Here is a 22,646-nt window from a genome sequence, read left to right on the forward strand (position 1 = left end):
TCGTTCAGTGGATTGTTTTGTCAACGTTTTTTCTTACTTACTGACCAATTGAACTCAATGGAGCTAACGAATTTCAATAAAGACCGCAGCAGTAAAGCGCGCCGGAAAGGGTCGATCGACCTGAGTACGATGGTGTATGGTAAAGTACCCCCGCAGGCAAAGGACCTTGAGGAGGCTGTGTTGGGTGCTATTATGTTGGAAAAGAGCGCTTTCGATACGGTGATAGAAATATTGAAGCCTGAGTGCTTCTATGTGGATGCGAATCAGCGTATTTACCGGTCGATGCTCAGCTTGCAGCAGAAGAACCAGCCTATCGATATTTTGACCGTTGTAGAGGAACTGAGGTCGAAGGACGAACTGGAAATGGTAGGCGGCCCTTACTATGTAACGCGGCTTACGAATGCCGTGGTTTCTTCGGCTAATATCGACGCTCACTCCCGTATCATTCTGCAAAAGTTTATCCAGCGTGAGCTGATCCGTATCAGCGGTGAGATCATCAGTGAATCTTACGAAGACAGCACTGACGTGTTTGACCTGCTGGATGAAGCGGAAAGCAAGTTGTTCGAGATCACCAATAATCACCTTCGTAAGAATTTCGACAGTATCGATAGTGTGTTGGTAAAAACGGTTCAGCGTATCGAAGATATGCGTAACCGGACAGAAGATATTACCGGGGTGCCCAGTGGGTTCTCTTCTCTGGACAAGGTTACTTACGGCTGGCAGCCTTCTGATCTGGTGATCCTGGCGGCTCGTCCTGCGGTAGGTAAAACGGCTTTCGCCCTCAACCTTGTGCGGAATGCAGCTTTAGATGCACGGAAGCCCACGCCGGTGGCTTTCTTCAGTCTTGAAATGAGCTCTGCCCAGCTGGTACAACGTATCCTCTCGGCAGAAAGTGAAATATGGCTGGAAAAGATCTCCCGTGGTAAGATGGAAGAGCATGAGATGAAGCAACTGTATGCCAAGGGTATTCAAAAGCTGGCGCAGGCGCCCATCTATATCGATGATACGGCTGCTTTGAACGTATTTGAATTGCGTGCCAAGGCGCGCCGTTTGAAGAATAAGCATAACATTGGCTTAATCATCATTGACTACCTTCAGCTGATGAGTGGCGGTGGTGGTAAAAACCAAAACCGTGAGCAGGAGATCAGTACCATCTCACGTAACCTGAAGACACTGGCCAAGGAGTTGATGGTGCCTATTATCGCGCTGTCCCAGTTGAGCCGGGCGGTTGAAACGCGTAAGGAGGGTAATAAGATGCCTCAGTTGAGTGACCTTCGTGAATCGGGCGCCATCGAACAGGATGCGGACATGGTAATGTTCATTTACCGTCCTGAGTATTATGATATCACCTCCAATGAAATGGGGGAAAGTAATAAGGGTGAAACGCATATCCGTATAGCCAAACACCGTAACGGTTCTCTCGAAACGATCAAGCTGCGTGCATTGCTGCACATTCAGAAGTTTGAAGAGATGGACAATGATGACTTTGGTGGTATTGGCGGTGGCGGTGGTGGCGGCAACTGGAAGCCTGTGCCTACTGAGGGTGGTGCTGGTGGTGATGGCGCCAAGCTGTTTATCCAGGCTGGTAGTAAGATGAATGACATGCCTTTTGGTGACGATGATGACGCACCTTTTTAAAATATTATAAACTTCTGAGGTTGTTATCCAAGCCCTCCCAATTATGCATCGGGGAGGGCTTTTTGTTTTCTCTTATCTTGCATTATGAGTTTGCCTATTTTCTATATTGAATCGGCTGCGGCTGTCAATGATATAATGACTTTGCCGGAAGAAGCGTCGAAGCATATCATACAGGTGCTGCGCAAAGAGATTGGTGAGCAGGTATTGCTTACTGATGGTGTAGGTAATTTGCTGACGGCTGAGATCATCAATGACCATAAGAAGAAATGTGGCGTACGCATTACGCAGGCGCAGCATACACCGGCTCCCGGCCGGCAGATAGCGATTGCTATTTCTTTACTGAAGAATACCAGTCGCTTTGAGTGGTTCCTGGAGAAAGCCACGGAGATAGGGGTGCAAACGATCATTCCTTTATTGTGTGAAAGAACGGAGCGGGAGCATTTCCGGCATGACCGGATGAAGAGTATACTCATAAGTGCCATGTTGCAAAGCCAGCAAAGCTGGCTGCCTGTGTTGCATGAACCAATCAGTTACGAACAGTTGTTCCGTCAGGAAGAAGTGATTGGAACGGCCCAGAAGTTCATTGCTCATTGTATGGAGGATGCACGGAAGGATCTACGCGAGGAAGCTGATTCTTCTCAGCCTTCCCAGCTTATGCTCATCGGTCCGGAGGGTGATTTTACTCCCGGGGAAGTATCGCTTGCGCTGCAACATCAGTTTGTTCCTGTAACGCTTGGTGATAATCGTTTGCGTACGGAAACTGCCGGTGTGGTGGCTGCTACTTTATTGAGGTTAATCTGATCAGTTGAGTAGCTTGTATTCCCGCGCCACTTTGATCAACAGCATCGTGCTGTTGACGTTGAATTTCTGCAGCATATTCTTGCGGTGTGTTTCTACTGTATAGGTGCTAAGGTGTAATTTATCGGCGATTTGCGGTCCGGTAAGTCCTTCACTTAATAATGCCAGTATTTCTTTTTCCCGCCTCGTGAGTACCGGCATCTGGTTTAGGGCTGTGTTGAGGCTTTGGTATTGTTGCAGTACTTTTTCATTGGCTTCTCTGCTCAGGTATACATGTCCATCCAATACGCGGTGAATGGCATGGATGAGTTCATCACGCTCCATATTTTTCAACAGGTACCCGTTTCCCCCGCGGTGCAGGAGTTGTGTAATGATGCCGGCATCGTTGGCTGAGGTGACGCCAATGATCTTTGTGGTTTTATTCTTTGTACGTATCAATTCACAGAGTACAAGCCCATCCATATCGGGCAGGCTGATGTCGAGCAGGATCACATCGACAGATTGTTTTTCCAGGAATGTGAGTGCTTCCCTGCCTGTTTTGGCCGTACCAGTTACCTGCAGATAATTCTCGGACTGCAGCATTGTTTTGATGCCGTCGGTAACAAGGGGGTGGTCGTCGATGATGAGGATGGTGATCATAGTGCTGTGTCAGGATAAAGATAATTCTTCTTCGTTGATCAGGAATTCCATGAGTACTGTAGTGCCTACTCCTTTTTGTGAATCGATGTTGATGTTCCCATTGAGGTAGTGTACCCGGTTTTTAACGCTTTCCATACCGCTGTGGCGGGCGGTGTCTATATCCTGTGTGTTGAAGCCTTTGCCGTTATCTTCTACTGTGACGGTAAGGCGGTTGCCATTTTTATTGAACTGGATGATGGCTTCGGTAGCCTGTGCATGTTTGATGATGTTGTTGAGGAGTTCCTGCATAATACGGTAGAGCATGATCTCGCTGGAGGCATTGAGTCGCTTGTTGATCCCATATGCCTGCAGGGTGACGTGTAACAATTTGCCGCTACTGATGGCGGCGCACATGTCCTGTACTGCTTGTATGAGTCCCAGTTTCATCAATACTTCGGGCATCATGTTGTGGGCAATGCGGCGCAGTTCTCCGGAGGCGGTATCTACCAACTCATAGCTTTTTTGGAACAGGGGGCTTTCTTTCAAGTCCGGATGTTCGTGTTGTAATACGCTGAAGTTCATTTTTACGGTAGAAAATAAACCTCCTAATCCATCATGGAGGTCTTTGGCTATGCGGGTGCGTTCTGTTTCCTGGCCATTGAGCATGCTTTGCAGGGATACTACCTGTTGTTGTCTTTCGAGGAATTTAATTTGTTCCTGCTGCAGGTGTTGTTCTTTTTCGGCGATGGTTTGTTTCTGTTTGCTGCTTCTGTATAGCCATACGATGCTCAACAATAATACGGCTGCAGACAGCCCGCCGATCATTAGCACGCGGTTTCTTTTTACGATCAGGAGTTCTTTTTCGGCTGAGTCTGCTTTGAGTTCTGCTATCTCTTTTTCCTTTTTCTGGTGCTGGTATTTCGATTCGAGGGACAGGGTTACTTTCTGGGTTGCACTGTTGGTTGAACTGTCGGCGTATTTTTTATTGAGTGTTGCAAACTCCAATGCTTTTTTATAATCGCCTTTTGTTTTTGCTACGCTGGTCAACAAGCTATAGGCGTCGGATAGCACTGTCATTTGCCGGGTGGTGTTGCCAATGCCTATGGCTATGTGTGCGTATTGTTCTGCTTCTTTATAGTTGCCTAATTTGTATTGTATCCGGGCAATGTTGTTGGCGGGATTACCCTGCACGAGTTTTTGATCCAGGCTATCGGCCAGGTGGTAAGCGGCCTTATATGCGATCAATGCGGCGGGCAGGTCATGGATGTATTCGTAGTATATGCCCTGGTTGTTGTGGACCAGGTTGGCCATGACCACATTGTTAAGTTGCTTATTGATCTGTACGGCTGTATCGAGGTGATGTCCGGCATCTGCCGCTTTGTTCAGTTTGATATAGGTGTCCATAAGATCGAGGTGCACCAATATACGGTGTCGTTCTTCATCGGGATAGCCTGTAAACTGCAATGCTTTTTTACCGTATTCGATGCCTTTTTCAAGTTGGTTTTCGGCCAGCAGGTTATTGCAAAGGTTCATGTAGGTTTGGGGCATGATGGCTTTAATCTCCGGCGATTTGACTGCTTCCAGCAGTTCCACTGCTTTCATCAGATAGCTGATGGCTGTACTATGGTCTGACTGATAATTGTATAGAATGGAATAGGTGTTGTTGTATTGTACTAATAAGTGGGTGTCTTTTAATGCGCCGGGTAATTGCAGGCATTTATCAAGGTAGTATTGCGCGCTGTCGTATATGTTGAGGTTGGTGTAATTCAGTCCCATGGCATAGGCGATCCGTGACTGTTTTTCTTTTAATCCCAGCTGATCGGAGAGCTCAAGGGCTTTACGGCAATATTGTAATGAATTCCTGAAGTCTCCTTCATTGAAGTATAATCTATATAGAAAATTGATGGCTTTGTATGTATTGGTGTCTTGCTTGTTGAGTGCTGCCACACGCAACAGGCTATCCTTGTATGCATCGGTTTGACTTTGGGCAATGAGCGGGAATATGCCGACTGCCAATAGCCATATTAAGGTGTGTATCTTCTTCATGCTGCCTCGGATTAAAGCACAATATATCGAATTGCCCTACCCCTGCACTACCTGCAATCAGGTATTTTTCCCGCTTTGAATTCACTATGGTCAGGTATTGAAAAGGGGGGTAGGTGGAGATAGTTTTGGGTTATGATAACGCTCCACAAAACTGCATTACTTGTTTGCCTGCTGCTGGCCTGTGCCTGTGTTTACAGCCAAAACGAAGGGAATAGTTCGCGTGTAACGCCCAAAGAGTTGAACATACCAGCCTCTCCGGTTTTTGACCTGATGGGGGTAACGCCTTCGCAGGTGACGCGTACTTCGGATATAAAAGACTTTAAGGTTGACTGGTCTTTCAAGTCCTGGCGGCTCAACCCCAACCTCGCTATTCAGTCGCAGCCTTTCTGGGAATTGTTTTATAACCGCAAAAGCCTGGAGAAGTATCAACGTGCTTCGGGCTTTATGCGCCGGCTGGCCTCACTGGATCTTTCTATCGGTACGGTTCAGAATGAAGAGAGTGACCGGCGCATTGGTGCGGCGGTTAAGTTCAACCTGATCAAAAAGGGTGATCCTTTGCTGGCTAAAGACCTGTACACCGGTATTCCTGAGAAATACGAGGCTGAGAAAAAGGAGCTGGAAGCGCAACTCAAGCAATTGGAGCAGCAGCTGGATACTACGCAGAATATATTGGATAAGCCTGCTCTCCGCAGTAGCATCGCTTCTACTGAAGAGCAGTTGCTTTCTATAGGTTCGCGCCGCAATGCAGAGATCAATGCCCGGGCTAAAATTTTTGTGCAGGAGAACTGGAATGCTTCCTGGCTGGATGTGGCTGTTGGCAAGGTAAATACTTATGCTACTGATAGTGCGGGTAGTCTTTCAAAGCTTCGTCTCAACAGGAATACGGCCTGGGGGTTCTGGCTTAATGGCGGTATGGGCATTGGTAAAAATATGCTGGCATCTGCTCTAATACGTACCAGCGTATATGAGGAGCAGGTAGACTTTTTATTGCGTGATATCGATACGGATGAAGTGACCACGCAGCAGGCTATTGCCGACAATCAATTATGGTCGATGGGTTTTAATCTTCGTTATGGTGGTTCTTTATATTCTTTCTTCGCTGAATTCTTCTACGAGCGTAAGGGTTTGAAATCGGCGTTGCAGGCGCTCAATGAAAGTTTCAAGGTCCCCAATGATGATGTGGAGATCGTGGAGTCGTCTGTGCAATGGACAACGGTGCATCCTTATACGATCAACTTTGGTGGCGACTGGCGTGTGAGCCGTAACCTTATTCTTAATTATGGCATGCGTTGTCTCTTCGATAAGAACTGGAAGATGCAAACTTTTACTCCTGTGGTGTCTATTTCCTGTATGATGCGCTAAACGCTCCTATTAATAAAAAATAATCAACAATCATGTTCACTAAAATTGTATTGGCGACAAGCCTGTCATGTTTTTGCCTGGCGGCTGCTGCACAGGTTAAGCAGCAGGTTCAGCTCAGGGATTCGGTCAGGTTGATCAATCAGCCTGATAAGAGGATCGATCCCAAGCTTATAGATGCTAAAATCGTCGACTCCAAGCTGAGTAAGTTATTAGTTAACTATCAGTTTGAGGATGATGCTGTGAAGGTGGTGGTATTAATGCATGGCATTACCGGCGACGAGATCGATACTGATCCTCCTACCACTGGTTATTACACTGCTAAATGTTCCACTAATACGATCAAGCATGTGAAGGCTTATTTCGGCTATCACTTCATTGTGAAAATGATGGGGTACAATGGATCGGTATCTGCTAATCCTGAGCTGGCCAGGAACAGTTCCAATCATCCTACGATAGAGAGTCTGTCGGGCAAGACCATGAGAAACCCTGGTGAATTTTATCAGCAGGCCAACAGTGATGGTGTAGTGGGTGATCATATTTACCGGCTTACCAGCAGTAATAGCCGGGAAAAGCTCTATGTGATGCTGGTGCCACGTAACGGTACTATCAGGATGATGGCGCAGGCAGATGATGCTGCTAAAAAGATATATGATTATTATAAGGAAATGGAAAGGGTATTGGGTACTTCGAAGATCCAGCTTTACCTGGTTTGCCACAGTGGCGGCGGTATCGTGTCGAGGATGCTGATGAAACCTAATATTCGTTTTGATGGTAGTTCGCTGGATGAAGAGAAGGCTGCTTTTGTTCGTAACAGGACCGTGTGTGTTACTACTATGAGTACACCTCATGAGGGTTCTCCTTTGCCGAGTAAGATCATCTCTATCAAGAACGACGCGCGCACGGCCGATAGCGCCAAGGCGCGGCTGTTGCGTTGTATTCCTTTTTTCGACCTGGTGCCTGGTTTTACTTTCCCGGGTTTAGTAAGGGATTTCAATTTTGTTGATTTCGTTACGGGTATTCCCAATTTCGAGATACGTGCTTCGCGTGATAATATGGCCCGGGAATTCATTCTCGATTTCAATAATGGAGAAGGTGATCCGCAATATGCATTGAGGGGTGACGGTTCTAAGATCCCGGTTTATTGTTTTGGCGGCAGGAGACCTACAGGGCCTTATTATACTTCTATATCTCAGGATGCTTTTGGTAATATCCCTCAATATTTTGTGCGTCGGGGAAGCACCATTGAATTGTTGGACAAAATGCAGGTGATGTATATTCTGGGTGTGCCTGCTGCGCATTATGTATTGCATGCTATCGATGCGCCTGGTAATGACCCGCTCAACTGGGGTGCTACGCCTGCCGGTCAGGCCGCCAAGTTCGATAGAGTGAAATGGGGCGGTAAGACTCCTGCCGGTGTTTTTCAGCCTTACACTTTTGTGAATGGTCCTGCTGCTGTGATGCCTATGATCTACTGTCTCGATGGTACTGATGGTGAAGTGGATACTGATGGTTTTGTGGATTATGCTTCGGCAGTAGGCTTTAAGATGGGCAAAAGTGAAAACGAATACTTCGATCATACGCGGGGTGGTAGCTTCTACCGTATTTACAATGGTCCTTTTGAGCAACACAATCATGGAACTATTGCACAGGACCAGGCGGTAGGGCAATACGTGCTGGATAATATCATCAAGGTGGCGGGTCCTTATCCGCAAGTGGCTGGAACAACCAGTACCTGGACCAAATAATATTCAACTTTAATTATTTTCAATGAAAAGGATATATCATTCAAGCTCATTTATAAGCATGTTGTTGGGAGGCATGTTGGTTGCCGGTGTGCCTGCTGCGGCACAAACTATTCAACGTATAGATATTCCAACGGTAAAAGTGAATCCGTCACGTGTACCCATCATCAACCGCACGCCTTATCAGCCCAAAGCTGCTAATGCAGACCCTGCTCCCGATACCATGAAGCTCGTGATCAAAGCTGACCGGTCGGTACCTGGCAGTGTGGACAAGGTTATGACTGTAGCGCAGTATACTGCCCGGATGCGGAAGATAGAGCAGCTGATGAACCAGGAAGGGTTTACGCTCACCGAACTGCAAACTATCCAGACGCCACTGAACTTATACAAGCCGGTAAAGCGCATCGATTTCACGCCTGCTATCAAGGGAAGCTTTAGTGGTACTACAAGCAAGCTACCGACTAAAAAAACAGCGCTTCAGTTGAATCAACTGGCTTTTAAGAACAGGAAGTTGCCGGGGCTGGATGTGAAAATGATCCCGGCTTATAAGCTAAACCGGACAACGATCAGTGAGTTCAAAAAAACAAATCCTGGCAAGGTGACAAAGAGTGGCAACACCTATACACTCATTAAAACTATTCCCATGAAGCCAGGGAGTATGGTTTTACCTGCTACTACGCCTAAAACCTCCCGCCGCCGGGAAGACCTGCCTTTGTTTGAGCAGGAAGGTAATAATGAAGTATTGTTTTCTGTAAATGCCAGTGGTTACCTCGAATCTTCTGCTACTGCCTATCCCATCAATAAGCCCATCGATGAAGTAACGCTGGATGACCTGAAGGATACGCGGTCTTCCAATACCGTGAAGGGTGGCATCGAGGCTTCGGCAAGGATCGAGGAAAGGACGATCCCCATTATTAACCTTTCGCTTGAATATGGCGCTATGGCTAACCGCAATGAGCAACATTATAAAAAGGTAGGGTTGTTGCTTGGCGGGCAGCAATTGATGAGTGCCAACTCGCGTGAAAATTTTAGTAGTGACGATCAGGTGGTGACTGACCGGTTTGAAAAAACGGTAGATATACCGCTGGCTATTCTTACTGTGCCGGTAGGTATTGGCCGGGTACAATGTGAGTGGGGTATTTCGGGTGGTGTAAGCCTGGATGTGAATGGTGAAATGCACCGTGGACTGGCTGGGTTGCAGATAAAGCCTTCAGCGCGCCTCGATGTGTATGGTGAAGCGAAAGCGGGTATTGGTTTTGGCGATTTCGATTTTATTGCTGCTTATATACGTCCTGAATTACGACTGGTAACTATCGAGCTGGACAATTATGCGGAGTCTTCCCTCAACTGGGCTAATACCTGGCAGTTGTATAATGATGTATCGAGCACGGGTACTATAGAAATGCTTAAGGGTTTTTTGCATGCTGGTGTAAGGGTGGGTTATCCTGATATAAAGTGGTGTGCTGTTGGGGCTGGTGTAAGTATGCCTTGTGGCACTGTGTGGCGGCAACTGGATTTCCGGGTCACTTTGTGGGATAGTGGTGATGGCCTTGTGCGGGCTAACAAAACTTTTATTGACTCGGACCCTACGGAATTATTCTTTGATGACTGGAGATAATATGATTGTATGAGCCGGAAGATAATGTTGTTGTATAGTTTGTTTTTATTGGTGTTGGCCGGGTTTACCGTGGAGGCGCAAACCTATACCATCCACTTTATCAGTAACAGTTCTTATGCGCCAGCGATATTGAAGGCTGACACGCTGCGCTACAAAAGCCGCATGGTACTGGATGCTTCTTTACAGGTACAGGCTGTACAGGAATCGTCTTCCCGCTCATACCTTCAATTGGTCATGACGCCTCAATTGCTCCAGGTGAGTGATGAAGGATTGCTTCAAGACCCTGATACTGCTCTTGCTGTCCGCTTATTGGGTTTGCCCGTATATGTGGAGGTCAATGACTCCGGCCGGGTGGGACAGGTTTATTTCGATACGACTGTTTCTCCTACTTACCGGCAGCTTTGGAATCAGTTGATCGCCTACATGCAGTTTATAACACCAGGGGGTAAACAGCAGACTACTGCCTCCTGGCAGGTAAAGGAAGAGGATCGTGTAGGTTTTTTTGTGGCCAGTTATGAAATGGTAGCCCGTGAACAAGCGCGTGGTAGCCGTTTCAGGAAGCAGGGTAGTGGTTATGCTTCGTTTGCCAGTCAGGGCCTGCTCGATTATGCGCAACAACTGGATGCTGAATATCTGTTGGATGGTGAACGGCTGTCGACTGTTACACTCAAAGAATTGCTTGAGGTGAAAGTGAAAGAGGATGTCAGGGCTACCACTTCCAGTGTCTTCCAACTGCAGAAGGTGGCGGATATTGTATCTCTAACTTCTGTCGAAACTTCTGCCTTATTGCGAAAGGTGTCTGCTATCAAACCTGCTTCTGCGGCTGTTACGCTCAGCAATTTTGTAACGCGCCGGGAGCTTAAGGTTGGCATGTACCGGCAAACGCTTGGTCTGCAAACCATCCAGGACGTATTATCGGCTATCGATACATTGACTGCAGAGAAAGTAAGGGTTGATGATGCGAGGCTCAACAGGAAAGTGGCGGCGCTGGTGTATTTGTATCCGCAGCTGCTGGATAGTTTTATGCAACGTATTGCAACTGCTGATCCTGCTGATCCTGCTTTCCAGGTTATCATTAAAGGGCTGGCTCATGCTGGTACACCAGCTGCGCAGGAAAAGATCGGTTTGTTGTTGTACCGTCACCGCAATAACCCGGATGCCGTTGACTTTTTTACAAATACTTTATTGTTCCTCGAAGAACCGGATGCTGCTTTGATTGTTTCGGTACAGCGTATTGCTTATGAAAGGCAAGGATTTGATGCACCCGTGCCACGGGCTTTGCGCTACCTGTTGGGCAGTTTCAGTTATTCTTTGAGGAGGTATAATGCTGTTTTAGGAATTGCTACTGTTAGTAATACTTTATCGGCTATCAACCGGGAGAGTCATAAACCTGCCAAAGATAAAGCCCTCGAACTATTAGGCATCGCCGGCAATGCCGGGACAAATGTTACTTTCCCGATGGTGCGAAGTTATCTGGGCAACGGGGATGAAGATATTCACGCTCAGGCGCTGTTAGCGTTGCGCCTGATGGATACAGCCGCTGTTGACTCTCTGTTGCTACAACAATTTCAAAGTGACACTAATGGATTGTCGAGGATGGCAGTGCTTACTGTATTACGTTATCGTCCCATCTCGCTTCAGGTAATAGACATGGTAGCTGTTATGCTGGCTGATACAACGGATGAATCGTTGTCGATTAGTGGCGCCCGGCTATTGTATGAAAATAAAAAAGGCTTTCCGGCAGTCATTCCTTTGCTTTCCAGATTAGCCGGTCAAACGGCCAATGCCGTTTTGAAAAAAGAGATCAACACTTTGTTGAGTAATCAAACTAATTAATCATTGTAATTAATCTGTATGAAGAAAATCATAATGGGGCTGGCTGTAACCTGCCTGGCAACAACTGCTTTGCAGGCGCAGCTTAAAAAGGATGTACGGGTAATACCAAAAAAGCCTGTTGCGATAGCTCCTAAAAAAACATTGAGTGTAAAACCATTTACGCTGGAGGAAGCTGTGGCAGCCAGTGGCAAGCCGCTGAAGTTAACTGATCCTGTACAAACTGTTTCCGGTAAAACTATTACGCTGGAGGAATACCTGCGTCGTCTTAACAAGGTGGAGGAAGGGATGGCACAGAAGGGATATACGTTGCGTAGTTTTAAATCTTCTCCTGCAAATCTGCTACGCCGGCCTGCTGTGATCGAGGAAGGTAAGCTCAATTCTATCAACCTGGAAATGAACAGGGGTGTAAAGCCTTTGAGTAATCTGCCCACTAATAATCAAAAGATATTTATTCATAAGAATACTGCGCTGGCCTCGCAACGAGGGTCCGTAATAGCTGTTGGTAACACGGCCGCTCTTCAAAAAATACGGGACCTGGTTGCTGTGGGAAAGCACAAGGCTGAGACTATTGATAAGGTGTATGATATCAAGTCTTACCTGCTGCCTCTGGTGGATAAAATTGCCCAGGAGATGGATAATGATGATGCGAGTCTAAAGCTCGACAATGCTTCGCTGAAGGTACGCAGCTTTGTAGACCCGCCGGCAGCGATTACGGCTGTCAATGCGAATATTTTCAATGGTACTGAATCGGAATACAAGGTAGCGGTAACGTTTGGTGCTTCTATGGATGTGTCTGTTGGGTTACCTATCAGTATCAATATTCCTTTGGCTACCATGAATGGTGAATTCATCGCTCCTGCAAAATCTTCTAAAAGCCTTTCGCGCAAGGTAGTTGTAAACCTGATGGGCAGATCTCTTTTCAACCGTACTGCTGCGGTAAATGATGAGTCGCTTTATGAAGACTTGCATGAAGAGATGGATATAGCTGAACTGATCGGTGCTCCTGCTATGGGGGCGGCCAGTTTTCTCGATTGGATCCCTTCTGTTGGATTCAATACTAATATTTATACTTCAGGCTCTGTGGGCTGTATGTATAAGGTTGATATGGCAAGGACTAATGTGGATGCTTATATAGGTCCTACTTATGGTACGCGTTTGCGGGTGGAAGCTTCTTTTGGTATGGATGATATGCTGGAAGGGGGTATAGAGGGGATTGTTACTTTATTGACGGGTGGGCTGGGTTTTGGCGGCAATGCCGGCCTGGATTATGTAGATAATAAGTGGAAGCTGATCAACAAGGCTTATATCGAAAGTTCGCTGGAGGTATTGAAGGGTGAGGTAAACTTTTTTGTACGTTATCCTGATTTCAAAGATTGGAGTTGTCGTTTTCCCTGTATCAGAACGGACAGGTACCCCATTTTTAAAACACCGAGTGCTTTGAAGTTGCGGGGTACGTTGCTGGAAGAGGATAATTCTAAGATATTAAGCTGGTAACAGGGAGGCGCAATGAGGTATTGGACACTGGTAGTAATTTTTTTACTAAGCAAGGGAATCTCGATTGCCCAGCCTGTTGAATGGACGGTGCAGGAAATGGCTGTATATCAATTAACATTCACTACTGCCGTTAAAACGAATTTTTCGGCCATCGGGAGTCAGGGAATGGATACCAGCCTTGCGGGTATGCTTCAAGGAAACATGCAGCAAACTTGTATAGACAAGGCTGCTGATAAATGGTACTTTCATGTATCTTTTCCGCTGATCGAGCGTTGCCGGTTTCCGTTGCCCGCTACTGAACAGGCATCTATTGCGCAAAGTCTTCGCGATGGGTTTTATTTTTCCCAGCATATCAATGGCGTAATCGATAGCATCTGGCTGCCGGATACCATTACTGCGGCAACCGAGCATATTATTCTGCAACTGCTGGAGCATTATCAATGTTATCTTCCTGCTATGCAAGATAGCGTCTCGCGGCAGTCTATGTTGTTGACGGAGGGTCCCGTGTGGGCTACTTATCAAAGAGAGCAGGCAGGCGGACGATTGCGTACTATCCGGCTTACAGGGCTTGAACCGCAACAGCAAAGTAGTCCGGTAAACATGATTGCCCGTACTCATCAATATAATGCGGATGTTCGTTATGCTTTCGGCAGCAAGGGGCTGGAGCAGGTAGTGGGGCAGGTGGTGCGCAAAGCGAAGGTGAATCATAAAACCATTACTACACTTACCAATAGTTTTCAATTCGTCTTGCAGGGAAAAATAAAACAAGCGCCTCCAACACAAGTGCCCGGCAAGCCTCCGGCTCATTTCCAGGGCCGGCCTTTGTTCTATCCTGAAAAGGGATTACAGCAGTTACAGGCGGTCAATATTGCCAGAAGTAAAAAGATCAGTGTAGCTGGTATCATAATGCAACTACAGCAAAATGAAATCACGAGGGATGAATACGTGCAGGATAAACTGGCAACTGATGTTAAAGTCTCCTTTCTTACTCATAAAGATTCACTTCATTTATTGCGTGCGTTATTCATGGCGTCGCCTGTGACGGGTCTTACTTTTAAGACGTTGCGTACGGGCATTGTTACAGCTGCTACTCCTTATGCACAGGAAATGATTCGGGATTATATATTGCTTTATAAGGATGACCCGTTGAGATCAGGAAAGATCATTCCTTCTGCGGGTTTGGTAAGTACCCCTTTGCCCATGTTGCAGGATATGCTTGAAAGGGTAGCTTTCGATACGGCTGTTGCAGAAACTATCCGCTCTGCCGCGTTGCTGGCGCTTGGCAACATGGCCGGAAACCTGCGGCAGGCTGATTCTGTGCGTGCTGATATACTAACACTTGCACTGGCCAGGTTTTTACAGCCGAAGGGTGATGACATGCTTTTGTTGAGTGTGCTGGGTAATAGCGGTGCATCTGTCGTTTTGCCTTATATCAGGCCACTGCTTGCTGATGTTGGTGATGTTACCCGGGGATATGCTTATTATGCTTTGCGGTTCATTCAGCAACCTGTCGTCGATTCGCTTTACGAGCGGGCATTGCAGCAGGGACAAGCGTCTGAAGTGCTCACCAATATTTTTAATGCGCTTTTTCTGCGTGCCTATCATCCGCTGCTTTCTTCATCGTTGCACCATCTGATTGAAATACATCCGGTTGAAAGTACCCGGTTGGAAGCGTTGCGTGTGTTGTTTGAATGGTCTTACCGGCAGCCAACTCTTTTATCAGCCATCCGGGTAATTGCAACCGGCAATTCTAATCCTGCTGTAAGAAAAACGGCCCTGCAATTTCTTGCGAGGGCCGATGAATGAGGTTGATGAAACGTGAGATGTGAATCCCTGGTTTTAATGTGCGACATCGTCACGATTCTCTGGCTGCGCATCGAGGGTTGGTTCGTTAAGACGTACTACCCGTTTCGCCTGCCGCTTGCGCATGGTCATATTCAACAGCTCTACTCCGAATGAGAAGGCCATACCGAAGTAGATATAGTTCTTCAGGTGTAGCTCGTGCGCTTTTTCTGCATTCCAGCCTTCGATCACCAGGCTTAAGCCAATCATCACCAGGAAGGAAAGGGCCAACATTTTCACGGTAGGGTGTTGGTGTACAAAGGCCGATATCTTCGGGCTGAACAGGAACATGACGATCATGGCGATGATCACCGCTGCGATCATGATCTCCACGTGTTTGGCTGTACCGCCTGCGGTGATGATGCTATCGAAAGAGAATACGGCATCTATAAGCACGATCTGACCCAGGGCTTGTCCCAACTTCAGCGGTACTTTATTTTTTGTGCTGGCATTGGGATCTTCACCTTCCAGTTTATGGTGTATTTCCATTACTGTTTTATAGATGAGGAATAAACCGCCACCCAGCATTACGAGGCTTGCCAGGTCGAATCCCTTACCAAACCAGCTTTCAGGAATGATGAATTTGCCTTTTTGATCGAGCAACCAGCCCAGCCCCATCAATAAAAGGCTGCGCATAATGATGCCGCTGATCATCCAGAAACGCCTTGCCCGCTTTATTTCTTTTTCGGTGTGCAGGCGATTCATGATAATGCTTACAAAGATCACATTGTCTATGCCGAGTACGATTTCGAGGATAACCAGTATTACAAAGCTGATGATGCTATCCGTCGTTAAAAGATGTCCCATTTGTTATATAAGTTGAATAAGCAGTTATTTATTACAGGTTGTGCAATATTAAATTAATGTTACACCAACTCTTTGCATATCTGTTGTACAATTCCCGGGCCTTCATAGATAAAGCCTGTCCACACTTGTACGAGCGCAGCGCCTGCGTCCAGTTTTTCTTTAGCGTCGGCACCGGTGAAGATGCCACCTGAAGCTATGATGGGTATCTGGCCATTGGTTTTTTGTGCAATGTATTTCACTATGGCAGTGGACTTTTGCGTGAGTGGTTTGCCACTCAATCCTCCGGCTCCTATGGCTGTGAGTTCCTGTTCGGATGATTGTAAGCCGGAGCGATCGATGGTTGTATTGGTGGCTACCAATCCATCGAGTTGGATCTCAAGCGCCAGGTCTATTACATCGTCTATTTGCTCCTGGGTGAGGTCGGGCGCTATTTTCAGTAACAATGGTTTGGGTTCTTCGCTGGTGCCTGCCAATGTTTGGTTGATGGTTTGCAGGTGCGATAATATTTTACGGAGGGCATCTTTTTCCTGCAGTTCGCGCAAGCCGGGTGTATTGGGTGAGCTTACGTTGACCACAAAGTAGTCTACGTAGTTGAAGAGTTCACGGAAGCATATTTCGTAATCTTTCCAGGCGTCTTCGTTGGGTGTTACTTTGTTTTTGCCAATATTTCCTCCTATGATCAAGCGGGGGGCGGACGCAGAACGCTGTATTTTCGACTGTTTTTCCTGCCAGTCTTTCAAGCGTTTTGCTACTACTTTCACTCCCTCGTTGTTGAAACCCATGCGGTTAATAAGGGCTTTGTCTTTGGGGAGGCGGAACAGGCGGGGCTGGTCATTGCCTGCCTGTGGCTTGGGGGTAACGGTGCCGATCTCCACATAGCCGAAGCCCAGGGCTTCCAACTCGTTGAGGTAAAGGGCGTTCTTATCGAATCCGGCAGCCAGTCCGACAGGATTTTTGAAGTGCAGTCCGAATTGGTCGTACTGCAGCTTTTTATTGCCGGGCGTATTGCTTTTACTGATAATGCGTTTGATAAAACCAACCTTGCAGGCCAGTTTCAGGGTATTCATGGAAAAATAGTGCACTCCTTCGGTCGGGAAGAGAAATAGTAGTTGTCGGATGAACGTATACATAGACGGGTGCGAAGATAGGTATTTTGAAAACTTCCCTCTTCTTGTTACCTTTGATATACAAAGTTGCATAAACAACTTTCTTATTCTGAAACTATAAAATCCTATATATGCAAGAGGCGTACATCGTAGCAGGTTTTCGTACTGCTGTCGGCAAATCGAAGAAGGGTGTATTCCGTTTTTACCGGCCTGATGATCTGGCAATCGATGTGATCAAAGGGTTGCTGGCTTCTGTTCCGCAACTGGACCCTAAGCGGGTGGATGACGTGATTGTGGGTAATGCTGTGCCGGAAGCTGAACAGGGTTTACAGGTAGGGCGTATCATTGCCGCCAGGGCTTTGGGTTTTGATGTTCCGGGCATGACGGTGAATCGCTATTGTGCTTCCGGGCTTGAGACCATCGCTATTGCAACTGCCAAGATACGCACGGGACAGGCTGAATGTATTGTGGCTGGTGGCACGGAGAGCATGAGCCTCGTACCTACGGCAGGATGGAAAACAGTTCCTGCTTATAGTATTGCCAAAGATGAACCGGATTATTACCTGAGCATGGGGCTTACTGCGGAAGCGGTGGCGAAGGAATATGACGTGAACCGTGAAGACCAGGATATTTTTTCTTATAACTCTCACCAGAAGGCTATCAATGCCATTCAGAATGGTTATTTCAAAAGTGGTATTCTTCCGATCACTGTGGAGCAGGTATATGTGGATGAAAAAGGCAAGAAGAAAACCAAGAGTTATGTAGTGGATACTGATGAAGGTCCACGCCAGGATACCAGTAAGGAGGCTTTGGCAAAGTTGAAGCCTGTGTTTGCGGTAAATGGTTCTGTAACTGCCGGTAACTCTTCTCAGACTTCCGACGGTGCTGCTTTTGTGATTGTGATGAGTGAAAGGATGGTGAATGAGCTGGGCTTGAAGCCTATTGCCCGATTGGTGAATTGTGCTTCGGCTGGTGTTCATCCGCGCATTATGGGTATCGGTCCCGTAGAAGCTGTACCTAAAGTTTTAAAGCAGGCTAATATGAGCCTGGGCCAGATAGACCTGGTGGAATTGAACGAAGCTTTTGCTTCTCAGGCTTTGGCTGTTATCCGTAAGCTGGAGATCAATCCTGATATTGTGAATATCAATGGTGGCGCTATCGCGCTGGGGCATCCGCTGGGTTGTACCGGTACCAAACTTACCATCCAGATCACCAATGATATGAAGCGTTTGAATAAAAAGTATGGTATCGTGACTGCCTGTGTTGGTGGGGGACAGGGGATAGCTGGTATTATAGAAAATATTAATTAGTTATAAGTTCGAAAGTCGGTTCCCGATAGCTATCGGGAGAAAGTCCGGAAGACAGGGCATCGTGCAGTTAGCTGTAAGATGTTTTCTGACTTCCGGACTTGTCGTTTTAGCTCTTTTCTGTTCGTGTTCTTACGAAAAAGAGCTGGAAATATACTCTTTGGGGTTTTTTATACTCAAATGGCAACATTTTTGTTTATACTATGCCGGTATATGTAGTCGTTTTAACGGGATATTCCTTGCCTGTTAGAAAGGACACCCCAAAATCAAACCTATGGACAGAAGAGACTTCCTGCTGCTGAAAAGAAAGGCCAATGTACCTGCTGCTGAATCATCTTATGCTGGTTTGCGGCGTATTTCCTCCGGATTATCTCCTTATGCAGGTGCCTGGACAGGTGCCGAAGTATCGCATCTTTTAAAGCGTACGATGTTTGGCGCGAAGAAAGCGGATATCGATTACTTCAGATCGATGTCGGTGTCGCAGGCTGTAGATGCTTTATTGAATATTTCTCCGGCGCCTCCTCCTCCTATAAAGAATTATGACAACACCGGTATCATCGGTGGTGACCCTGATCTCGCTATTGCAGAGGGAGCTACCTGGGTGAATACGCCTTCCGAAGATGGTGAAGCCAATGAAAAACGGATCGCTTCGTGGAAGGCATGGTGGCTGAGCTTGATGGTGAACCAGGACCGTAGCATTACTGAAAAGCTGGTGCTCTTCTGGCACCACCACTTTGCTACGGAAACGAATATGTATATGAATGGCATCGCTGCTTACCAGCATTATGTTTTGTTGCACGGGATGGCGCTGGGCAATTTTAAGCAGCTGGTGCGTGGAGTGACGCTCGACCTCGCCATGCTGCGTTATCTGAATGGCTTCCTGAATATAAAGGATGCGCCGGATGAAAACTATGCGCGTGAGTTGCAGGAGTTGTTTACACTTGGTAAAGAGAACAATCCCAATTATACTGAAGAGGATGTTATTGCGGCTGCCCGGGTATTGACGGGCTGGACGATCGATAAGACGACAGAGACCGTGAAGTTTGATCCCGCCAAGCATGATGCGAACAGCAAGACTTTTTCTTCTTTTTATGGTACTACCATTACCGGACGTAGTGATGCTACTGCCGGTGATACAGAGCTGGATGACCTGTTGACGATGATCTTCAATAAGAAGGTAGAAGTTTCTGAATTTATTATCCGCAAACTGTATCGCTGGTTTTGTTATTATACCATCGATGCCGATACGGAAAGGAATGTGATCAAGCCGCTGGCGCAACTTTTCCGTGATGGCAACTGGGAGATAAAGCCTGTGTTGTCTACTTTATTCAAAAGCGAACATTTCTTTGATCCGCTGAACCAGGGATGCCTGATCAAAGGCCCGGTAGACCTGACTGTGGGCCTTTGCCGTGAGTTCAATGTTCAGTTTCCGGCTGCTACGGATTATGTCAATGCCTATAATATGTGGGGCTTTGTGCAGCAACAGGCTGCGGCTATGCAACAGGATATTGGCGACCCGCCCGGCGTATCGGGCTGGCCTGCTTATTATCAGTTGCCACAGTTCCATGAGATGTGGGTGAACTCGTATACGTTGCCCAAGCGAAATCTTTTTAGTGATCTATTGGTCACCATGGGTTATATGCGCGATAATGTAATGCTGCAGATCGACCCTGTAGCTTTTACCAAGATCTTGCCCAACCCCGGTGATCCGAATGCGCTGATCAACGATGCGCTGATCATCATGTACAGGGTTCCTTTGTCTGCAGCTGCCAGGCAAACGATCAAAAAGCAGATACTGCTTACCAACCAGGATGATGATACTTACTGGACCAGCGCCTGGACCCGGCATATCAATAATCCCAGCAACGACGCCGATTACCAGGTGGTGCGTATGCGCCTGCAGTCGTTGTATAAATATTTCATGAACCTGGCCGAATACCAATTATCCTAACAGCACCCAACCCAATAGCTATGAAACGCAGAGATTTTGTCAAACATACCTTGCCGGCATCTATCACTTTGCCTGCGCTGATCAACGGCTTTTCTGTAAAGGCTTATACCGGCGCTTCTCCGCTGGTGCAGGCTTTGTTGAATGCTCCTCCCACCGAAACCGACAAGGTGTTGGTGCTGGTTCAGCTCAATGGTGGTAATGATGGTTTGAACATGGTGATCCCTATTGAGTTTTATTCCGGTTATTATAATGCCCGTAAAAATATTGCCATCCCACTGAATAAAGTGCTCACGCTGAATACTACCAATAAGACCGGGCTTCACCCTGGTATGGTGGGTATGCAGACTTTATTTAATGAAGGCAAGTTGTCTATTATTCAATCTGTAGGTATCCCTACGCCAAGCTTTTCACATTTCCGTGCTACGGATATCTGGATGAGTGCTTCCAATCCCGACGAGGTGCTTAATACCGGTTGGGTGGGTCGTTATCTTGGCAATGAATACCCGAATTATCCTGTTGGTTATCCCAATACGCAGGTGCCTGATCCTTTGGCTATACAGATCGGCGCAATCCCTTCGCTGGCATTGCAAGGTCCTGTGATGAATATGGCCATGAATATTTTTGACCCCAACAGTTTTTATGATTTTCTGGATGGTATTCCGGAAGTAGTGCCTGAGACGCCTTGGGGCAAAGAGTTGAAATATATCCGCCTGATCGCGGGTCAAACCGAGCAATACTCCAACGTGATCCGGGCTGCTGCCGCTAAAGTGACCTCGCAGGGTAGCTATCCTGGCGATAATTACCTGGCCCAGCAGTTGAAAATCGTAGCAAGATTGGTAAAGGGTGGGCTAAAAACGCGTGTGTACATGGTGACCACTGGAGGCTTCGATACGCACTCGGCCCAGGTGAATTCTTTGGATACAACTACTGGTACGCATAATAAGTTGTTATCGGATCTATCGAATGCCATCAAATCCTTTATGGATGACATGGAGTCGATGGGTGTAGCAGACAGGGTGATCGGGTTGACGTTCTCGGAGTTTGGCCGTCGTATCAAATCGAATGGCAGTATGGGGACCGACCACGGTTCGGCAGCGCCTATGTTCGTATTTGGTAAGAACGTGCGCCCGGGTGTTGTTGGGAACAATCCTTTTATTCCCAATAATGCATCGGTAAACGATAATATCCCTTTCCAGTATGACTTCCGCAGTATTTATGCTTCTATTCTGCAACAATGGTTTTGCGTAAATGCTACCGACCTGGAAACAATCATGCTGCGCAACTTCCAGCAAATTCCTCTTGCTGTGAATGCTGCCTGTAACACTACCGGACTGGATGATATCATCCGCGGATCGGGTGAAGAACTTATTATTAATTATCCTAATCCTTTTGTGCAGACTACTTCTATTACGTTCCGTAGTAAAGGGGGGCACACGCTGGTGCAGGTGATGGATAGCCTGGGCAGGGTAGTGAAAACGCTTGCCGATAAGGTGTATACGCCCGGCGCTTACACGGTGAGCTTCGACAGTTATGGTTTGCCTGGCGGTGTTTATTATGCCCGTTTCCAAAATGGCGCTCTGCAGCAGGTTCGGTCTATGTTGAAGGTCCGGTAAATTTTAATTGTTGGTTCCACACCTAAAGCAACCGGAATTCCATATCTTAATTGAAATTTAAGCCCTTGAAAGGGCTTTTTTGTTTTCATATAGCAAATAGTTTTAAATTGCTGTTGATTGGAAATCCTTACAATTCTATAGCTTTACTATACTAAAGGAACCGATTCGAAACCTACTATGCTGAAATTGTTTATTACCGACGATCACGAGTTATACCTGGAAGGTCTGACATTATTACTAAATAAGCAGGATGGTATCCGGGTGATTGGGTCGGCATTAACGGGGGAAGGCCTGTTGCAAAAGCTGCCCGAGCTGGATATAGATGTTTTGTTACTGGATGTACACCTGCCCGACATTGAAGAGGAGGAGTTGTTGAAGAAGATCCGGTCGGTAAAGCCTCAGTTGAAGATCCTTTATCTCACTATCATGCGCGGCACCCGCTATATCCATAAGCTGGTAAAGTATGATATTCAGGGGTATTTGTTGAAGAATGCCAGTATCGATGAGCTGAAAACTGCTTTGCATGCTATTGCGGGCGGACAGAAGTATTTCAGCAAGGAGATCAATATCCTGGATACTGAGCAGGACTTCCGGCATACGATTACCATCGAAGACAAAAAGGTGGATGAAATTCTCTCCAGGCGTGAGATTGAGATCCTTACGCTCATCTGCAAAGAATATAGTAATTCGGAGATCGCGGAGAAGCTGTTTCTCAGCGTTAGCACTGTAGAAACCCATCGCAAAAACCTGATCGCCAAGCTGGGGGTCAATAATACGGTAGGGCTGGTGAAGTTTGCCCTGAAGAACAGATTGATCGATTAATGACGGGTTTACGTATTTCAAAACTACCCAATTGCCATAATTCATT

At 46.8% G+C, this 22,646-nt stretch carries 16 protein-coding genes; 12 read left to right on the plus strand and 4 right to left on the minus strand.

Annotated elements, in window-relative coordinates:
• Positions 1-57: 57 nt before the first annotated feature.
• Together dnaB and AC5JBY_RS08660 are read left to right on the plus strand one after the other, a co-directional pair.
• Positions 58-1,638 (plus strand): replicative DNA helicase, encoded by a 1,581-nt coding sequence (gene dnaB / locus AC5JBY_RS08655; protein ID WP_495904172.1) that lies wholly within the window; start codon positions 58-60, stop codon positions 1,636-1,638.
• An 84-nt stretch (positions 1,639-1,722) separates the two neighbouring features.
• Complete coding sequence (locus AC5JBY_RS08660; RefSeq protein WP_495904173.1) at positions 1,723-2,439, plus strand: RsmE family RNA methyltransferase; 717 nt, start codon at positions 1,723-1,725, stop codon at positions 2,437-2,439.
• On the opposite strand, the gene AC5JBY_RS08665 is transcribed toward AC5JBY_RS08660, so the two are convergent.
• Together AC5JBY_RS08665 and AC5JBY_RS08670 are read right to left on the minus strand one after the other, a co-directional pair.
• A complete protein-coding gene (locus AC5JBY_RS08665) occupies positions 2,440-3,075 on the minus strand; it encodes a response regulator (protein ID WP_495904174.1) in 636 nt (211 codons plus the stop codon).
• A gap of 9 nt (positions 3,076-3,084) precedes the next feature.
• Positions 3,085-5,100 (minus strand): tetratricopeptide repeat-containing sensor histidine kinase, encoded by a 2,016-nt coding sequence (locus tag AC5JBY_RS08670; protein WP_495904175.1) that lies wholly within the window; start codon positions 5,098-5,100, stop codon positions 3,085-3,087.
• A gap of 132 nt (positions 5,101-5,232) precedes the next feature.
• Here AC5JBY_RS08670 and AC5JBY_RS08675 point away from each other — a divergent pair, with 132 nt between their 5' ends.
• From AC5JBY_RS08675 to AC5JBY_RS08700, 6 genes are read left to right on the plus strand one after another with little or no spacing between them, the layout of a single operon-like run.
• Positions 5,233-6,462, plus strand: coding sequence for a hypothetical protein (locus AC5JBY_RS08675; RefSeq protein WP_495904176.1), 1,230 nt, complete (start codon positions 5,233-5,235; stop codon positions 6,460-6,462).
• Between the two features lie 32 nt (positions 6,463-6,494).
• A complete protein-coding gene (locus AC5JBY_RS08680) occupies positions 6,495-8,207 on the plus strand; it encodes a lipase family protein (protein ID WP_495904177.1) in 1,713 nt (570 codons plus the stop codon).
• Positions 8,208-8,229: 22 nt separating this feature from the next.
• On the plus strand, positions 8,230-9,822 hold the full coding sequence (locus AC5JBY_RS08685; protein ID WP_495904178.1) for a hypothetical protein: 1,593 nt from the start codon (positions 8,230-8,232) through the stop codon (positions 9,820-9,822).
• Between the two features lie 9 nt (positions 9,823-9,831).
• Positions 9,832-11,658, plus strand: coding sequence for a hypothetical protein (locus AC5JBY_RS08690; RefSeq protein WP_495904179.1), 1,827 nt, complete (start codon positions 9,832-9,834; stop codon positions 11,656-11,658).
• A gap of 18 nt (positions 11,659-11,676) precedes the next feature.
• Positions 11,677-13,152 carry a hypothetical protein gene (locus tag AC5JBY_RS08695; RefSeq protein WP_495904180.1) on the plus strand — a complete coding sequence of 492 codons (1,476 nt, stop codon included), beginning with the start codon at positions 11,677-11,679 and terminating at the stop codon, positions 13,150-13,152.
• A 12-nt stretch (positions 13,153-13,164) separates the two neighbouring features.
• Positions 13,165-14,958 (plus strand): hypothetical protein, encoded by a 1,794-nt coding sequence (locus tag AC5JBY_RS08700; RefSeq protein ID WP_495904181.1) that lies wholly within the window; start codon positions 13,165-13,167, stop codon positions 14,956-14,958.
• Between the two features lie 33 nt (positions 14,959-14,991).
• On the opposite strand, the gene AC5JBY_RS08705 is transcribed toward AC5JBY_RS08700, so the two are convergent.
• Both AC5JBY_RS08705 and AC5JBY_RS08710 read right to left on the minus strand, forming a co-directional pair.
• Positions 14,992-15,801: a TerC family protein gene (locus AC5JBY_RS08705; protein WP_495904182.1), complete on the minus strand. Its 810-nt coding sequence runs from the start codon at positions 15,799-15,801 to the stop codon at positions 14,992-14,994.
• A gap of 59 nt (positions 15,802-15,860) precedes the next feature.
• Positions 15,861-16,931 carry a quinone-dependent dihydroorotate dehydrogenase gene (locus AC5JBY_RS08710; RefSeq protein WP_495904183.1) on the minus strand — a complete coding sequence of 357 codons (1,071 nt, stop codon included), beginning with the start codon at positions 16,929-16,931 and terminating at the stop codon, positions 15,861-15,863.
• Between the two features lie 107 nt (positions 16,932-17,038).
• Between AC5JBY_RS08710 and AC5JBY_RS08715 the strand changes: the two genes are divergently transcribed.
• The 4 genes from AC5JBY_RS08715 (at position 17,039) to AC5JBY_RS08730 (ending at position 22,600) form a co-directional block, all read left to right on the plus strand.
• A complete protein-coding gene (locus AC5JBY_RS08715) occupies positions 17,039-18,217 on the plus strand; it encodes a thiolase family protein (protein ID WP_495904184.1) in 1,179 nt (392 codons plus the stop codon).
• A gap of 271 nt (positions 18,218-18,488) precedes the next feature.
• Positions 18,489-20,165, plus strand: coding sequence for a DUF1800 domain-containing protein (locus AC5JBY_RS08720; RefSeq protein WP_495904185.1), 1,677 nt, complete (start codon positions 18,489-18,491; stop codon positions 20,163-20,165).
• Between the two features lie 20 nt (positions 20,166-20,185).
• On the plus strand, positions 20,186-21,778 hold the full coding sequence (locus tag AC5JBY_RS08725) for a DUF1501 domain-containing protein (RefSeq protein ID WP_495904186.1): 1,593 nt from the start codon (positions 20,186-20,188) through the stop codon (positions 21,776-21,778).
• Positions 21,779-21,955: 177 nt separating this feature from the next.
• Positions 21,956-22,600: a response regulator gene (locus tag AC5JBY_RS08730; protein ID WP_495904187.1), complete on the plus strand. Its 645-nt coding sequence runs from the start codon at positions 21,956-21,958 to the stop codon at positions 22,598-22,600.
• The last annotated feature ends 46 nt before the right edge of the window (positions 22,601-22,646 follow it).

It is taken from the genome of Paraflavitalea sp., assembly GCF_059502485.1.